Origin of the sequence: Exiguobacterium sp. s123 (assembly GCF_018617075.1) — a bacterium.
GTDB classification, from domain to species: Bacteria; Bacillota; Bacilli; order Exiguobacteriales; family Exiguobacteriaceae; genus Exiguobacterium; species Exiguobacterium profundum.
On the sequence record NZ_JACSJL010000008.1, the window covers coordinates 94,896 to 109,453 of the forward strand.

General features: G+C 47.4%; 10 protein-coding genes, 14 tRNA genes, 1 rRNA gene and 1 pseudogene. 1 reads left to right on the forward strand and 25 read right to left on the reverse strand.

Annotated elements, in window-relative coordinates; translation table 11 throughout:
* Nucleotides 1–5: 5 nt before the first annotated feature.
* From KNO72_RS13350 to KNO72_RS13365, 4 genes are read right to left on the reverse strand one after another with little or no spacing between them, the layout of a single operon-like run.
* A complete protein-coding gene (locus KNO72_RS13350) occupies nt 6–2,438 on the reverse strand; it encodes a glycogen/starch/alpha-glucan phosphorylase (RefSeq protein ID WP_214689385.1) in 2,433 nt (810 codons plus the stop codon).
* Nucleotides 2,439–2,460: 22 nt separating this feature from the next.
* Nucleotides 2,461–3,894 carry a glycogen synthase GlgA gene (gene glgA / locus KNO72_RS13355; RefSeq protein ID WP_214689392.1) on the reverse strand — a complete coding sequence of 478 codons (1,434 nt, stop codon included), beginning with the start codon at nt 3,892–3,894 and terminating at the stop codon, nt 2,461–2,463.
* Between the two features lie 10 nt (nt 3,895–3,904).
* Nucleotides 3,905–5,107, reverse strand: coding sequence for a glucose-1-phosphate adenylyltransferase subunit GlgD (glgD, locus tag KNO72_RS13360; protein ID WP_371815868.1), 1,203 nt, complete (start codon nt 5,105–5,107; stop codon nt 3,905–3,907).
* The gene (locus tag KNO72_RS13365; RefSeq protein ID WP_015880913.1) at nt 5,040–6,194 is read right to left on the reverse strand and encodes a glucose-1-phosphate adenylyltransferase; all 1,155 of its coding nucleotides are present in this window, start codon (nt 6,192–6,194) and stop codon (nt 5,040–5,042) included. The genes glgD and KNO72_RS13365 overlap by 68 nt, the downstream gene beginning before the upstream one ends.
* 156 nt (nt 6,195–6,350) lie before the next feature.
* On the opposite strand from KNO72_RS13365, the gene KNO72_RS13370 reads away from it, so the two are divergent.
* Entirely contained in the window at nt 6,351–8,141 is a 1,791-nt protein-coding gene (locus KNO72_RS13370) for a transglycosylase domain-containing protein (RefSeq protein WP_214758449.1), read from the forward strand.
* Nucleotides 8,142–8,179: 38 nt separating this feature from the next.
* On the opposite strand, the gene KNO72_RS13375 is transcribed toward KNO72_RS13370, so the two are convergent.
* From KNO72_RS13375 to rrf, 21 genes and pseudogenes are all read right to left on the reverse strand, one after another.
* A complete protein-coding gene (locus KNO72_RS13375; RefSeq protein ID WP_078146400.1) occupies nt 8,180–9,055 on the reverse strand; it encodes a hypothetical protein in 876 nt (291 codons plus the stop codon).
* Nucleotides 9,052–9,609 carry a DUF5366 family protein gene (locus tag KNO72_RS13380; RefSeq protein WP_078146399.1) on the reverse strand — a complete coding sequence of 186 codons (558 nt, stop codon included), beginning with the start codon at nt 9,607–9,609 and terminating at the stop codon, nt 9,052–9,054. The genes KNO72_RS13375 and KNO72_RS13380 overlap by 4 nt, the downstream gene beginning before the upstream one ends.
* A gap of 226 nt (nt 9,610–9,835) precedes the next feature.
* On the reverse strand, nt 9,836–10,309 hold the full coding sequence (trmL, locus tag KNO72_RS13385; protein WP_015880908.1) for a tRNA (uridine(34)/cytosine(34)/5-carboxymethylaminomethyluridine(34)-2'-O)-methyltransferase TrmL: 474 nt from the start codon (nt 10,307–10,309) through the stop codon (nt 9,836–9,838).
* A 12-nt stretch (nt 10,310–10,321) separates the two neighbouring features.
* Nucleotides 10,322–10,762, reverse strand: a complete 441-nt coding sequence (locus tag KNO72_RS13390) for a methylated-DNA--[protein]-cysteine S-methyltransferase (protein ID WP_214685789.1) — start codon at nt 10,760–10,762, stop codon at nt 10,322–10,324.
* The gene (gene queG, locus KNO72_RS13395; protein ID WP_214685787.1) at nt 10,743–11,891 is read right to left on the reverse strand and encodes a tRNA epoxyqueuosine(34) reductase QueG; all 1,149 of its coding nucleotides are present in this window, start codon (nt 11,889–11,891) and stop codon (nt 10,743–10,745) included. Before queG ends, KNO72_RS13390 begins: the two co-directional genes overlap by 20 nt.
* A gap of 67 nt (nt 11,892–11,958) precedes the next feature.
* Nucleotides 11,959–12,029 (reverse strand) — tRNA-Gly (locus tag KNO72_RS13400).
* A 131-nt stretch (nt 12,030–12,160) separates the two neighbouring features.
* Nucleotides 12,161–13,218 (reverse strand): annotated as a pseudogene (locus tag KNO72_RS13405) (DUF2332 domain-containing protein).
* A gap of 106 nt (nt 13,219–13,324) precedes the next feature.
* Nucleotides 13,325–13,405: transfer RNA gene (locus KNO72_RS13410), tRNA-Leu, on the reverse strand.
* Between the two features lie 9 nt (nt 13,406–13,414).
* A tRNA-Cys gene (locus KNO72_RS13415) sits at nt 13,415–13,488 on the reverse strand.
* A 9-nt stretch (nt 13,489–13,497) separates the two neighbouring features.
* Nucleotides 13,498–13,572 (reverse strand) — tRNA-Gly (locus KNO72_RS13420).
* Nucleotides 13,573–13,576: 4 nt separating this feature from the next.
* Nucleotides 13,577–13,651, reverse strand: a tRNA-Gln gene (locus tag KNO72_RS13425).
* Between the two features lie 7 nt (nt 13,652–13,658).
* A tRNA-His gene (locus KNO72_RS13430) sits at nt 13,659–13,734 on the reverse strand.
* A gap of 16 nt (nt 13,735–13,750) precedes the next feature.
* Nucleotides 13,751–13,821: transfer RNA gene (locus KNO72_RS13435), tRNA-Trp, on the reverse strand.
* Between the two features lie 3 nt (nt 13,822–13,824).
* A tRNA-Tyr gene (locus KNO72_RS13440) sits at nt 13,825–13,908 on the reverse strand.
* Nucleotides 13,909–13,913: 5 nt separating this feature from the next.
* Nucleotides 13,914–13,989, reverse strand: a tRNA-Phe gene (locus KNO72_RS13445).
* Between the two features lie 31 nt (nt 13,990–14,020).
* Nucleotides 14,021–14,096, reverse strand: a tRNA-Asp gene (locus KNO72_RS13450).
* Between the two features lie 8 nt (nt 14,097–14,104).
* Nucleotides 14,105–14,178: transfer RNA gene (locus KNO72_RS13455), tRNA-Met, on the reverse strand.
* A 16-nt stretch (nt 14,179–14,194) separates the two neighbouring features.
* Nucleotides 14,195–14,269, reverse strand: a tRNA-Glu gene (locus KNO72_RS13460).
* Between the two features lie 18 nt (nt 14,270–14,287).
* Nucleotides 14,288–14,378, reverse strand: a tRNA-Ser gene (locus KNO72_RS13465).
* A gap of 11 nt (nt 14,379–14,389) precedes the next feature.
* Nucleotides 14,390–14,464: transfer RNA gene (locus tag KNO72_RS13470), tRNA-Asn, on the reverse strand.
* Between the two features lie 8 nt (nt 14,465–14,472).
* Nucleotides 14,473–14,558 (reverse strand): 5S ribosomal RNA (gene rrf / locus KNO72_RS13475); the annotation flags it as partial.

Below are 14,558 nucleotides of genomic sequence, written 5' to 3' on the forward strand. Positions count from 1 at the left end.
CCTTTTTATTTTACGCTCGTCGGTTTAATATTCCAGACCGCGTTTGCGTATTCCGTGATGGTACGGTCACTCGAGAAGATTCCTGACTTCGCCGTATTGACGATTGAGCTTTCAGCCCAACGTGATTGGTCACTGAACACCTCATCGACTCGTCGCTGTGCCCGCATATACGAGACAAAGTCTTTCAAGACGAGGAAGTCATCGTTATAGACGAGGAGAGAATCGAAGATGGATTGGAATTGATATTCGCCCACTTTATCGAACGTTCCGTTGACAAGACCATCGACCACATCTTTGATTTCCTGATGTGCGTGATACATCTCTGCCGCATGATAGCCCCCGAACTTCTTATAGTTCATGACTTCTTGCGGAGATAATCCAAAGATAAAGATGTGATCATCACCGACGGCGTCACGAATCTCGATATTGGCCCCGTCTAACGTTCCAATCGTCAAGGCTCCGTTCATCATGAACTTCATGTTTCCGGTACCGGATGCTTCATAGCTCGCAGTCGAGATTTGTTCGCTCAAGTCAGACCCTGGGAAAATCCGTTCGGCCATGGAGACACGATAGTTTTCAAGGAAGATGACTTTAATGAATTGACTCGCCCGCTTGTCCTTATTGATGAGCGTGGCAAGGGCATTGATATAGCGAATAATCTCTTTCGCATAGTAGTATCCCGGTGCCGCCTTGGCGCCGAAGATAAACGTGCGAGGCACCATCGTAAACGTCGGGTCCGCTTGAATCTTCAAGTAAAGCGCATGGATGTGAAGAGCATTCAGCAATTGTCGTTTATAGGCGTGCAAGCGTTTGACTTGTACGTCAAAGATGGAATGAGGGTCCACTCTCTCTCCCGTTTCTTCTTGAATGTATGCCGCTAAGTCCAATTTGTTCTGTTGCTTCACGTCCATGACTTTTTCTTGGAAGCTCCGGTCTTTCGAAACATCCATCAACTTTTCCAAGTCGTTCGGATGTTCCACCCATGAGGGGCCGATTGCTTCCGTGATGGCATCGGATAGCCGCGGGTTCGACTTCAAGAGCCAGCGGCGGTGTGTGATCCCGTTCGTCTTGTTGTTGAAGCGAAGCGGGAACATCTCATATAAGTAACGCATCTCGCGCTGTTTTAAAATATCCGTATGAATTTGCGCTACGCCGTTCGTTGAATGAGAACCGACGACAGCGAGATTGGCCATATTGATCTGTTCGTTTGACACAATTGCAATCTCTCCCATATGGGATTCGAGGTGCGGATAGTTGACGAGTACGTCTCGACAGAAACGTCGATTGATTTCTTCGATGATTTGATACACGCGCGGCAGGAGGCGTTGGTACATCTCGACCGGCCATTTCTCAAGCGCTTCTGCGAGTAGCGTATGGTTCGTGAACGACATGACGCTCTTCGTAATCCGCCACGCCTCGTCCCAACCGTATCCATGCTCATCCATCAAGATGCGCATCAATTCAGGAATTGCGACGACCGGATGCGTATCATTGATATGAATCGCGTAATGGTCGCCTAACTGCTTAAGTGATTTATTTCGCTTCAAATAGGAAGCAAGCATCGATTGAATGCCTGCAGATACAAAAAAGTATTGTTGTTTCAAACGTAATACTTTTCCTTCATACGTCGTATCATCTGGATACAAGAATTCCGAAATGGTAGCAATCGACTGTTTATGTTTCAACAAGTCTTTATACGTCCCTTTCGTCTTCTCTAAATACGCCTCGTCGTCAAGTGGTGATTCGGCGTTCCAAAGACGTAACGTATTCACGACATCATTCTTATAACCGATAATCGGCATATCATACGGAACGGCAAGAACAACCTCGTCTGGATGATGGACGACACGCAATCGATCTCCGATTTGTTTCATCTCAATCCAGCCACCGAAATTAATCTCGACCGCTTTATCCTGACGTCTCGTTTCCCACATGTTCCCGTCACGGAGCCAGTTATCCGGCAGCTCGACTTGATAGCCGTCTACAATTTTCTGTTTGAAGAGTCCATAACGATAGCGAATCCCATTTCCATGCCCAGGTAAACTGAGTGCAGCCAACGAATCGAGGAAGCAGGCGGCCAGGCGCCCGAGCCCCCCATTCCCAAGACCCGGCTCTGGTTCCAACTCGGTAATGTCTGTGAAGTCGTATCCGAGATCTTGCAGTCCGTCTCTAACGAGCTCCAATACGTCTAAACTGAGCAAGTTGTTGTATAAGAAGCGACCTAATAAAAATTCTAGCGAGAAATAGATGACTTGCTTACTCTGTTTTTCTTCTTGACGGTCGCGCGTGTGAATCCATTTGGGCATGGCCTGCTCGCGTACCATCGTTGCCAATGTTTGATACACTTCCTGCTCTGTCCCATCCTCGATCGACTTCCCGTTCAATGCAATGAACCGTTCTTTAAATGCGTCGACAAAGCTTTGTTTATCTGTGAACATAAATCAAGTTAGCTCCTTCCACTCATGCGAATAAATGATATAACTCACGATATTGCTTGGCGGATTGTTTCCAGCTATAGTCCGCGGTCATCGCTTGATGGACGAGGGCATGCCAGTTTTCCTTTTCATAGAAGACACGAATCGCTTTTTCAATCGTCGCCAACATCTCATGAGCATTGTAGTTCATGAATCCAAAACCGGTCCCTTCTTGCGTGAACTCGTTGTACGGCTTCACGGTATCCCGGAGTCCACCTGTCTCACGTACGATCGGCAAGGTGCCATATCGCATGGAAATCAATTGACTGAGACCACAAGGCTCAAAACGTGACGGCATTAAAAAGGCATCCGATCCCGCATAAATCAAATGTGCGAGTTCGATGTCAAAACCGATATATGACCCGACTTTCCCGGGGTGAGCGGCTGTCATCTCGTGAACGATTCCTTCATATTCCGGTTGTCCCGAACCGAGGAACGCGAACTGGCAAGGGAGCTGTCCAAGTTCTTCACGGACACCGTTGATTAAATCGAGCCCCTTTTGGTCAACGAGTCGGCTGACAAAACCGATGAGCATGACATCGTCACGTACTTCAAGCCCAAGTCGCTCTTGTAACGCTCGTTTATTCGCAAGCTTTCCTTCTTTGTACGTATCAAGGTTATACGACTGTTCGATTCGTGCGTCTGTGTTTGGATCGTTCGTTGCCAAGTCGATGCCGTTTAAGATCCCTCGGACATCGACCGCGCGATGACGCAACGCCCCGTCTAATCCTTCACCGTAATAGGGTTCCATGATTTCGTCGCGATACGATGGGCTGACGGTCGTGATTTGATCGGAATGGACGATGCCGGCTTTCATGTAATTGACGAGACCGTTATGTTGAATTCCTTCGGCCGTGAAATGTTCAGGACCGAACTGTAGCAATTCTCCAAGAATCTCTTCTGGGAAAATCCCCTGGTATTGTAGGTTATGGATGGTATACACGGTGCGAATGCGTTGATACGCTTCAATATGTTGATAATGGATTCGTAAGAAGGCCGGTAAAATACCTGTCTGCCAGTCATGACAATGCAGGACATCGGGTACGTCTTCCATCTTCCCAATCATTTCGAGTACAGCGCGAGAGAAGAAGGCGAATCGTTCAGCATCATCAAAGTGTCCATATAAGACACCGTCACGTTTAAAGTAATACTCGTTGTCGATGAAGTAATACGTGATGCCGTCCCGCTCTAACTTCAAGACTGCCCCGAACTGTTTGCGCCACCCGACCGGAACAATCAGGTCGAATAAATACTCCATCTCGTCCACATACTCTTCAGCGATCGAGCCATATTTCGGCATGACAACACTGACTTCTTCTCCTAGGCCCGCCACCGCTTGAGGGAGCGAACCGACAACGTCGGCCAGCCCCCCCGTTTTCATGAACGGTGCCGCTTCTGAAGCAACATACCAAATTTTCATAAAATCCTCCTCATACCACTGTTCGTTTCGCGATGACAATCGGTTCGTCGATTGTGCCTCGGATGACCTGTCCTCGTTTTACAACAACTTCTTTATCCAAAATCGCGTTTTCAACGACAGCTCCTTCTTCAATGATCGATTTTGATGAAATGATTGAGTTTTTCACGCGTGCGTGTTTACTGACTTCAACACCACGGAAGAGAATACTATTTTGCACCTCGCCATGAATCTTACATCCATTTGCCACGAGCGCCTCGTTTACCTTTGATCCTTTCAAATAACGAGCCGGTGGCTCATGTTTGATTTTCGTGTAGATATGCGGGAAGTCATAAATGATGCCTTCGCCACGGAGTAATCGCATGCTTTCATTATAGTAAGAAAGCACCGAGTGAATGACCTGCATTTTCCCGACATAATGGTACCCGTGCACGTGTAAACGATGAAGCTGGGGACGAATGACGCCATCCAACAGGTCATATTCGCCTTTAGAGGTCGCTTCATCAACGAGACGCATGAAGAGATTCTTCGACATAATGATCGTTTCTGTGTACGTGTACTCATCATCCGGTGAGAATCCGCGCTCAGAGATGCCGACGACGCGGTCATTCTCCCCAAGGCGTATCGGACGGCAATAGCCACATTTCTGTTCATGGGTCGTATAGGCAAGCGTGATGTCCGCGCCCATCGATTTATGATGTGCGAGCATGTCGTTGTAGTCAATCGTCGTCAATACATTCGAACCTGTGATGACCACATACGGCTGCTTGCTGCGAATGAAGTGTTCACGGTGCATCGAGAAGTTGGCCAAGTCGCCAAGATACGCTTCTCCGTCCGGTTTCAACGCTGGTGGGAAGATGTGGAGACCGCCTTGCGAACGGTCCAAATCCCACTCTTTCCCTGAACCGAGATGATCCATCAATGAGCGATACTTATCTAACGTAAAGATCCCGACTTGATTAATATTTTGTGTGATCATATTCGTCAAGGTGAAGTCTATCAGGCGATAGCGTCCTGAGAATGGGACTGATGCCAGATTACGATGTCCAGTAAATTCCGGAAACAGACCTTGTTCCGTTCCTAAGTTAATGACCCCTAATAAATCGTTCGTCAACAGTAACGCCTCCTTGAGTGTCTCTTTACTCGTATCAAACTCTTTGTTTGAAGACGGTTCCACTTTCAATGTTTTCGTGTGGTTCAATAACAACGATTTCACCACCTGGCTCACCTACTGTCGCGCCGTCTTCAATGACTGCACAGCTAGCGACAATGGCTCTGTGAATTGTTACATCCTTCCCGATTCTAGCTCCTGGCATAATCACCGAGTCTTTAACGAGTGAACCTTCTCCAACACGGACATCGTAAAATAGCACTGAATGTTGGACTTCGCCTTCGATATGACACCCTTCGTTAATCACAGACTGTTCGACACAAGCGTCTTTTCCAATATACTGAGGAGTCTGGTTCGGGTTGACCGAATAGATTTTCCACTCCGGGTCATATAAATCGAATGGAGGCTCTTCTTCCAAGAGGTCCATATTCGCTTCCCAAAGAGACTGGATCGTACCGACGTCTTTCCAATAGCCTTTGAATTTATAAGCGAAGACGTCGAGTCCTTGAAGAAGCGTGTTCGGAATGATATTCTTCCCGAAGTCAAAGCTAGACGTTTCGTCTTCAGCATCTTTAATCAAATGTTCGCGCAAGACGCTCCAGTTGAAGATGTAAATCCCCATCGAAGCCAAGTTGCTCTTCGGTTCTTCTGGCTTCTCTTCGAACTCATTGATACGGAGGTCATCCGCTGTGTTCAAAATTCCGAAACGCGGCGCTTCGTCCCACGGCACTTCCATGACAGAGATGGTCACATCGGCTTGTTTTTCTTTATGGGCTTCGAGCATTTTCTCGTAGTCCATTTTATAGATGTGGTCTCCCGAAAGAATCAACACATAATCTGGATCGTAATCATCGATATAGCTCAAGTTACGATAGATTGCATTGGCCGTCCCCTCGTACCAGTTTTTCCCCGACTGTGCTTGGTAAGGTGGGAGAATGGCTAACCCCCCGTTGCGACGATCTAAATCCCATGCCGTCCCGATTCCTAAGTAACGATTCAATTCAAGTGGCTCATATTGCGTCAATACCCCGACTGTTGTAATTCCCGAGTTCGTGCAGTTTGACAATGGGAAATCGATAATGCGGTACTTTCCGCCGAAATTCACGGCCGGTTTCGCCGTTTTTCGCGTGAGAGGCCCCAATCGCTTTCCTTCTCCTCCCGCAAGGAGCATCGCAACCATTTCTTGCTTCATAAATAATAAGCCTCCTCAAAATCGTGATATACAACCTCTTTTACCCTTTTTCGTCCTTTCCTAAAGTATTCCTTCTCGAATTATTATATGATAACGTTTACATTTTTATTTTTTTTGTAAATTGGACGATATAATGTATAGAGAGAGGTGAAATAGATGAGAGCTTGGATTGGAACCTTATTTTTTGCTGGGCTTTTGGCCGCTTCCTTGTCACTTGCCACTGCATTGAAAGAAGAGATTGACCAGGCAGATGAAATTCTTTCCTGGGGACACGAGCTGGTATCGGCACAACCACTCTCGTCAAAGCATGCCGTCATACTCGCATACAACGGTGGAGAACAGCAGATCTACTTGACTGGCCGTAGAAATGACGTGTCTCCGAAAGCGTTGCCCGAACATATCCAAGATGCGATTATGACCATCGAAGACCGTAAATTCAATGCCCATCCCGGTTATGATTTGAGCGGGATTGCCCGGGCATTTATCAATAACGCAAACGAGACATCTGTCCAAGGTGGAAGTACGATCACGCAACAGTTGGCACGGAACGTGTATCTCACACATGAACGGACTTATGAACGAAAAGTGAAAGAGTTATTGCTTGCGCGAGCACTAGAAAAAAATTATAGCAAGAAAGAAATTTTAACAGCTTATAGCAACGTTATTTTTTTTGGGCATAATGTATATGGCATTCAATCTGCAGCCGATACATACTTTTCAAGACCGCTCGACGATCTGAATTGGAACCAACTCGCTTACTTGTTGACAGTACCGAATAATCCGTCACTTTATGATCCGCTCAATCCATCTGATGCTTTTTTTGAGCGTAAGGACCGAATCTTGACGCAACTGTTTGAAGCGGGTGTTCTCTCGAAGAGTGCATATGATCAGTATCATGGTGTCAAGCTACAAGCGTCGTTTCGCATTCAAACGATTCAATACCCGGACTACATGGATACAGCCGTCCGCGAAGCGATTCAATTGGTACGGTCACGCTATGACTTAGACGATGCCGAGGCAAGAGATTATTTATCCACGCATGAAGCGACAATCGAGACTTACTTATCAACCGGGAAGCAGAAACAAGCAAAACAAGTGATGAGTCAACTTCCTCCCGGTGTGAACGGGGGCTATACGGAACTCACACCTCAAGGGAGAATCGTGGCCATGGTCGACTCTGAGATGACGCAAGTCGGCGAGTTCAACCGAGCGACCCAGGCGTACCGCCAACCTGGTTCCGCAATCAAACCGATCCTCGTGTTCGCCCCATTCATCGAAGAGACGGGAGCGACACTAGACACGGTACTTGACGGTCGTCCGGCTTGTTACGGTTCTTATTGTCCCGGAAATAGTCACAACCGTGTGTTAGGCGATGTCTTATTGAAAGATGCGGTCGCTTTCTCGTATAACACACCTGCGCTCGCCGCCTTCTCAGCAATCGATCAGGAACGCGCGTATAAGACAGCTGATATGATGTTCAGTCAATGGGATGAACAGGACGAGAACTTAGCGAGTGCGCTTGGCGGTCTCACACAAGGGGTCTCCCCAAAAGAACTCGCCGCCGCCTATACCCCATTCTTAAATAAAGGCGAGTATACATCCGGACATACAATCAAACAAATCACATTCAAGTCCGGTGAACCAACACTGACCCCGATCTTAACGGAAGAGACAGTCTGGTCTCCGGAAACGATTAGTGAGATGAAAAAAGCGTTATCGACCGTCACCTCATACGGTACAGGTCGCTATGCGAATCAGCTGAAACATGAGTTTGAGTATCTCGGAGGAAAGACCGGAACAACGAACGACAATAAAGATATGTGGTATGTCGGACTGACCGACCGCACGATCACCGCCATCTGGCTCGGTGCCGATACGCCCCGTCCGTTCCCGGAACTCGCCAACCGTGCGTATCCGGCGATTGTCTGGACACAGGCACATCAATAAAAGGAGTCAGCCACTGAAAAGTGGACTGACTCCTTTGCTTATGTTCGACGTTCAATCTGAAGTCGATAGGCTCCCCAATGCTCCATTAACTCGTCGTGATCGATGAGTTTCCAAGGATTGAAACGGACTTGACCATGTTTGTTGAAAAAGAGTCCTTCTCGCACACAGTAACTCGCATGAATCAGTTGCCCTTGGTCGTTCCAATACGTCAAGACGTCATTCGACCTTGGCGCATCATCCTTCACGGTTTCGTACTCACTTCTCTTTAGGGTCTGGAGGAATGTCTCCGGATGAACCCATTGGTGAACGACTTGTTCGTTTCCTGTGACCGCAAACAACGTCGCCGCGAGACAGTTACTTCCCTCCTGGGTGGGAAACCGATTTGCATAGTCCGCAAGATGCGAGGCAATCGAGTCATCACCGGGTTCCCCTTCCCAACGATCCCACTCCTTCGCATAGTCGAGCAGAAGAGAATGACGCATCTCGATGTCGAGCGCAATCCAATTTTGCGGATGCAAGACGATGAGATGCGTGCCATTCTTCTCTACAATCATCTCATTCGATAGACGTTTCATCTGCTCGACCGATATCGGCAAAACAAGGCCACGATGGGTCGTCACTTGAAATTCCATTAAACGTGTTTTGACGTGCTCCTGTAACTCCTTCAAAAAGCCAGAGAACGCATGGATGACATAAGTTACGTCTTGACCCATCTGCCACGTCACATATGGATTCGTAATATCGGGTCTACGGTAAAGCGGATGATTGAAAAATTCCTGCCTCGGAATCACGAGACAGGAACTCGGTATATCCTCAAGAAACGAAGAATCAATCCAATACAAGGTTTCCTCTGGGACAAATGATTGACACCACGCTTCAATCACATCCGAGGTCGGTCCAAAAGAATGCTTCATAAGATAATATCTCCGACAGAGTTGAACAAGCGAAGGACCGACCAACCTAACCCGCTGATCAACGTCGCCCACATGACGGCCTGCATAAGCAATAAGCCGATGGCTCGTGGGACGGACATCGATTGGCTTACTTGCCAGACATAGTAAAAGAGATACATCAAGAGCGTTCCTACGAGGACGGCGATGACGGCGAGTAACGTGTTCAAAAAGAGAAAGCTGATTCCAGACCCGATGAGGAAGATGATGGCCCCAGGTTTGAGCCGATGAAGCGACGTGCCATTCGTTTCGCGCGCAAAAAAGGCGAAGCCGAGTTGATTGAACGTATCGGCCACCAATTTGAATGCGCTAAACAACATAAAGAAAATCGTGAAGAATACAACGAGCATGAGCACTTTCGTCTCTTGCACCGATAATAGTTCGATAATTTCACTATATACGCCAATTTGATTCAGCCATTGGATTACGTACTCGGAGGTCGCAATCGCAAGTGACATCGAAAACAAAATAATTCCGATGAGTGGGGCATAGCTCAGTAAGTACACATTCGTTTTCATGTTCCTTCTCCAATTTCACAGTAATTTCTTATATTCAGTGCAATTCACCTACCAAGTATATTATACTATTTATAGTTATGGAGAATAAAAGGGGGATTTTTGGATGGGCCTATTATTGATGGTTGGAATCAGCGTCGTCTTCCTCGCAGCAATTTTGACAGCTGGATATAACCGTAAACCTGAGGGTAACGAATAAGAGCCTGGATTCTTACGAATCCGGCTCTTTTTATTTCAATCCTGCATATCCCTGTTGACGAAGCGCCTCATAGACGATGATGGCTGCTGTATTCGATACGTTCAATGAACGGACGAGGTTCGATTGTGGCAGACGGATGCAGCGATCTAAATTGTTCTCGATGACTTCCATCGGTAACCCTTTCGTCTCACGACCAAAGACGAAGAAATAGTCACCGTCTACATCTGAAACGTCCAAATCACTCGGGTATTGTTCCCCGTACTTCGTAATATAAAAGAACTGACCATCCGGATGCTTCTCCCACAGCTCTTCTAACGAGTCATGATAGCGTACATCGACAAATTGCCAATAGTCGAGACCGGCACGCTTTAACATCTTATCATCCGTCGAGAATCCGAGCGGACGAATCAAATGAAGCACCGAATTCGTCGCCGCACACGTACGTGAGACGTTCCCTGTATTTGCTGGTATTTCTGGTTGAAACATTACGACATGAATTGCCATGGTTGGTTTCCCTCACTTTTTCATTTCAAATTCTAGAAGGCGTTGTTTCTCAGCCAATCCTCCCGCAAAACCGACAAGCTTCCCACTACTTCCAATGACACGGTGACACGGAAATAGAATCGGCAACGGATTTCGATTGAGCGCCTGACCGACGGCGCGAACGGCTTTCGGCCGACCGATTTGTTCAGCAATTTGCTTATATGTGCGTGTCTCGCCATAAGGAATGGTCAAAAGCGCATCCCACACCTCCTGTTGAAACGGTGTCCCGTTCATGTCAACGTAGGCACGATCTGTTTCTTGAAACCCTGTCCGCTCGACTCGCGTCATAAGATTCCGCAACCATTCAGGTGCTTCTTCTGTCGGTTCATGTGTTGTGAACTCCAATTCGGTCAACTTACCTGATCCATTTATCTCGTACATTAGCGGTCCCCACTTAGACGACACGATCTTCATGTGCCCACTCCTCTCGATATATGCGAATCTCTTCATGAACCATATCAGACGTTTCATTCCGTTCAATCTCTTCAAATATCGAATCGGCATCAGGTCCAAGAATCGCACCGATTGCCCAAACAGCCGTCGCGCGCATATCTTCGCGTTCATCCTGTTTAATAAATTCCCTTAAGATTGGAATCGCTGAAAGTTCACGGTAGTGCGCGAGCGCTAAAATCGCATTTCGTTGAATCGGTTTCTTCCCGCGCCATGCGCCTGATAAATGTCCGAACTTTTGTTTGAACTCCCGGTTGCTCAATGTCAGAAGAGGCTCTAAGAGCGGTTTGACAATCTCAGCTTCCGGTAACAATTCTTCATGGTGGCGCCAGTCCTTTTTGCGATTATATGGACAGACTTGCTGACACGTGTCACATCCATATAATCGACCACCAAGCTTCGACCGAAACTCTCGTGGCATCAACGTCTTCATCTGCGTGAGATAGGCGATACAGCGCTTCGCATCGAGGACACCTGGTTCAACAAGGGCCGTCGTCGGACAAGCTGTCATACATTTATCGCAATCCCCACATCCGTCTTCAATTGCTTCATCCGGTGGTAAGTATACATCTAAAATCATTTCGCCCAAATAAAGATAGGATCCTTTCTCAGGAGAGATGATGGAACAGTTTTTCCCACTAAATCCAATCCCCGCACGTTCTGCGACAGCACGGTCGACGAGCTCACCCGTATCGACCATCGAACGCGTTCGCACGTTTGGAACCAATTCTTCAATGTACGCTTGAAGTTTGGCCAATCGATCGCCGACCGCCCGATGGTAATCGAGTCCCCACGAAGCACGAGCAAACAACCCTCGTCTCTCCCCGGCGACACTACGGGGCGCATCTTTTAATTTACTTGGATAGGCGATGGCGATCGCAATGATCGACTGTGCCTCTTCAAGCAGAAGTTCAGGATTTGTGCGTTTCTCTAAATCCGGTTCTTCGAATCCAGAGGCATATCCTTTCTCTTGTTGTCGAATGAGTCGTTGTTTCATGACGATGAACGGATCAGCTGTCGTCACTTTCAACTCATCAATCCCGATGGTTTCGGCATACGCTAAGATTTGTTGTTTTAATGTGTACGGGTCCATTCCGTTCACCTCCTCTATATATTTTCGCATACAAAAAATCTCCCCGCCACTCGGCAGAGAGATATGAAGCGGGTGAAGAGAATCGAACTCTCGTCATCAGCTTGGAAGGCTGAGGTTTTACCATTAAACTACACCCGCATGAAATATTGTTGTCGTTCAAGCGACTATAGTTAATATACACCTATACTATTAATCTGTCAACAGGTATTCGTAAGTTTTTCTAAATTCAATGAAATCAATATGTTAATATATCTTAATCATTCAAAAGATCATGGATGAAACAAAGAATCGAGTGGCGTCAGGATTTGAAATTGACGGCCGTGCCCCTCTGATTCTGCAAACGTAAACGCTGTAAGTTGACCGTCCTGATACAAATCTACATGAAGGAAACGATCTTGGATATTGTTATAGATATGGAAGACGTCTCGTGTTTGTCCAATTCGCTCGACTTGCTTCAAATGTTCTTCTTTGACGGGACGTGACATCTGATTTGCCACGTGTGTATGGAAGATACATAACGTCTCTGTCTCCGACACACGCGATACGAGATCTTGTAGCATCGTCACACCATCCCCTTCAATGAGCGTCACCATATTAAAATTGATTTCATTCATGGCAGCCTGAAGCAGTTGCCGTCGTGTCTCATGCTCTGACCAGATTAACGCATTCAACCATGACCGCTCTGCTTGATCTGTCAAGTCCACAATGTTCAAATCGACACCAATACGCGTTCCGATGTCTAATAGCGTCTTAGCCTCGAGATGGAATGATTCGTTCGATTCGACGGTCGCTGAGATGTTTACTGATGAGATGCTTATCGGGTTGATTGGGACGCCATTATACTCATAAGCGTACTGGTCAACAAATAGTTGAAGCCCTGCACTCGTTCCGATTTCGAGCAGTGCGAGTGATTGCTGCGTCTGTTGTTGAATCTTCGAAAATATCGGATACAAGTAGGCGCATCGTTGAACCTCGTTCGTTTGCACACGACGGGTCCTCAATCGATGACGGATCTCACTTTCGTATGTATGGCAAAAAGCTAAAAAGAGGGAAATACATCTTCAGCTTGTTTTGGATATTTTGTCACGCTAGGATAATAGGTGGCCAACTCATCAGCAGAGTCTTGAATTACCAGTTCATGAACAGATGCAAACAATAGATTTGGAGCAGGTTGTCCCTTTAGTATGTTTTCACACAAAGATAAGAGCCATTCATGCTGGGCCACTTCTCGAGCTAGCACTTCGTATAAGCGACTAGAACCCACACATTCGTTGTCAGCAAATCGGATGAACCGATTCGATTGTTCTGTATATTGAATATCATCCACCTCGTTTCTTCTTGTTTAAAACATTCGAGCTGAATGAATGTCCTTTCTTCTCAAAAAAAAATAGCGAACAGAAAAAAGACCCTAACCTCAGTTAGAGTCATACGGATACCGGTGGTCGGAGTCGAACCGACACTCCAGAGGAACACGATTTTGAGTCGTGCGCGTCTACCAATTCCGCCACACCGGCATATTATGTTGGAGGCGCCAGTCGGAATCGAACCGACGATAAAGGAGTTGCAGTCCTCTGCCTTACCACTTGGCTATGGCGCCAAAAGTCATTGGAGCGGAAGACGGGATTCGAACCCGCGACCCCGACCTTGGCAAGGTCGTATTCTACCACTGAACTACTTCCGCAAAATGGCTGGGCTGGAAGGGATCGAACCTTCGCATGTCGGAATCAAAATCCGATGCCTTACCACTTGGCTACAGCCCAATAATAATGGGGCGACTGAAGGGAATTGAACCCTCGAATGCCGGAATCACAATCCGGTGCGTTAACCACTTCGCCACAATCGCCATGATGAAATTAAAACAGGGGCAGCAGGAATCGAACCCGCGCTGACGGTTTTGGAGACCGTAGTTCTACCGCTAAACTATGCCCCTAAGTGGTGGGGGGGGGCGGATTCGAACCGCCGAACCCGAGGGAGCGGATTTACAGTCCGCCGCGTTTAGCCACTTCGCTACCCCCCCACATATGGTGGCTTTGGACGGAATCGAACCGCCGACACAAGGATTTTCAGTCCTTTGCTCTACCAACTGAGCTACAAAGCCATATGTAGTATGATTGATTCTAAAATAAAAATGGCGGTCTCGACGGGATTCGAACCCGCGATCTTCTGCGTGACAGGCAGACATGTTAACCCCTACACCACGAGACCGGACTTAATTGCGGGGGCCGGATTTGAACCGACGACCTTCGGGTTATGAGCCCGACGAGCTACCAGACTGCTCCACCCCGCGACGATATAAAATTAAATGGTGACCCGTACGGGATTCGAACCCGTGTTACCGCCGTGAAAGGGCGGTGTCTTAACCGCTTGACCAACGGGCCATTACATATTTGAAAAACTGGCGGAGAGCAAGGGATTCGAACCCTTGAGACGGTTTTGCCGCCTACACGAATTCCAATCGTGCTCCTTCGGCCACTCGGACAGCTCTCCAAAAGAGAAAGTGGCTCCGCAAGTAGGATTTGAACCTACGACCTACCGGTTAACAGCCGGTTGCTCTACCACTGAGCTATTGCGGAACGATTTTGCCTGGCAACGTCCTATCCTCACAGGGGGAGATCCCCCAACTACTTTCGGCGCTGAGACGCTTAACTTCCGTGTTCGGCATGGGAA

What these genes read in the sequence shown, in the direction of transcription:
- KNO72_RS13390 (WP_214685789.1), bottom strand. Translation starts at nt 10,762, where the DNA reads ATGAAGATCGTGTCGTCTAAGTGGGGACCGCTAATGTACGAGATAAAT.
- KNO72_RS13350 (WP_214689385.1), bottom strand. Translation starts at nt 2,438, where the DNA reads ATGTTCACAGATAAACAAAGCTTTGTCGACGCATTTAAAGAACGGTTC.
- KNO72_RS13380 (WP_078146399.1), bottom strand. Translation starts at nt 9,609, where the DNA reads ATGAAAACGAATGTGTACTTACTGAGCTATGCCCCACTCATCGGAATT.
- queG (WP_214685787.1), bottom strand. Translation starts at nt 11,891, where the DNA reads ATGGACCCGTACACATTAAAACAACAAATCTTAGCGTATGCCGAAACC.
- KNO72_RS13375 (WP_078146400.1), bottom strand. Translation starts at nt 9,055, where the DNA reads ATGAAGCATTCTTTTGGACCGACCTCGGATGTGATTGAAGCGTGGTGT.
- KNO72_RS13365 (WP_015880913.1), bottom strand. Translation starts at nt 6,194, where the DNA reads ATGAAGCAAGAAATGGTTGCGATGCTCCTTGCGGGAGGAGAAGGAAAG.
- KNO72_RS13370 (WP_214758449.1), top strand. Translation starts at nt 6,351, where the DNA reads ATGAGAGCTTGGATTGGAACCTTATTTTTTGCTGGGCTTTTGGCCGCT.
- trmL (WP_015880908.1), bottom strand. Translation starts at nt 10,309, where the DNA reads ATGGCAATTCATGTCGTAATGTTTCAACCAGAAATACCAGCAAATACA.
- glgA (WP_214689392.1), bottom strand. Translation starts at nt 3,894, where the DNA reads ATGAAAATTTGGTATGTTGCTTCAGAAGCGGCACCGTTCATGAAAACG.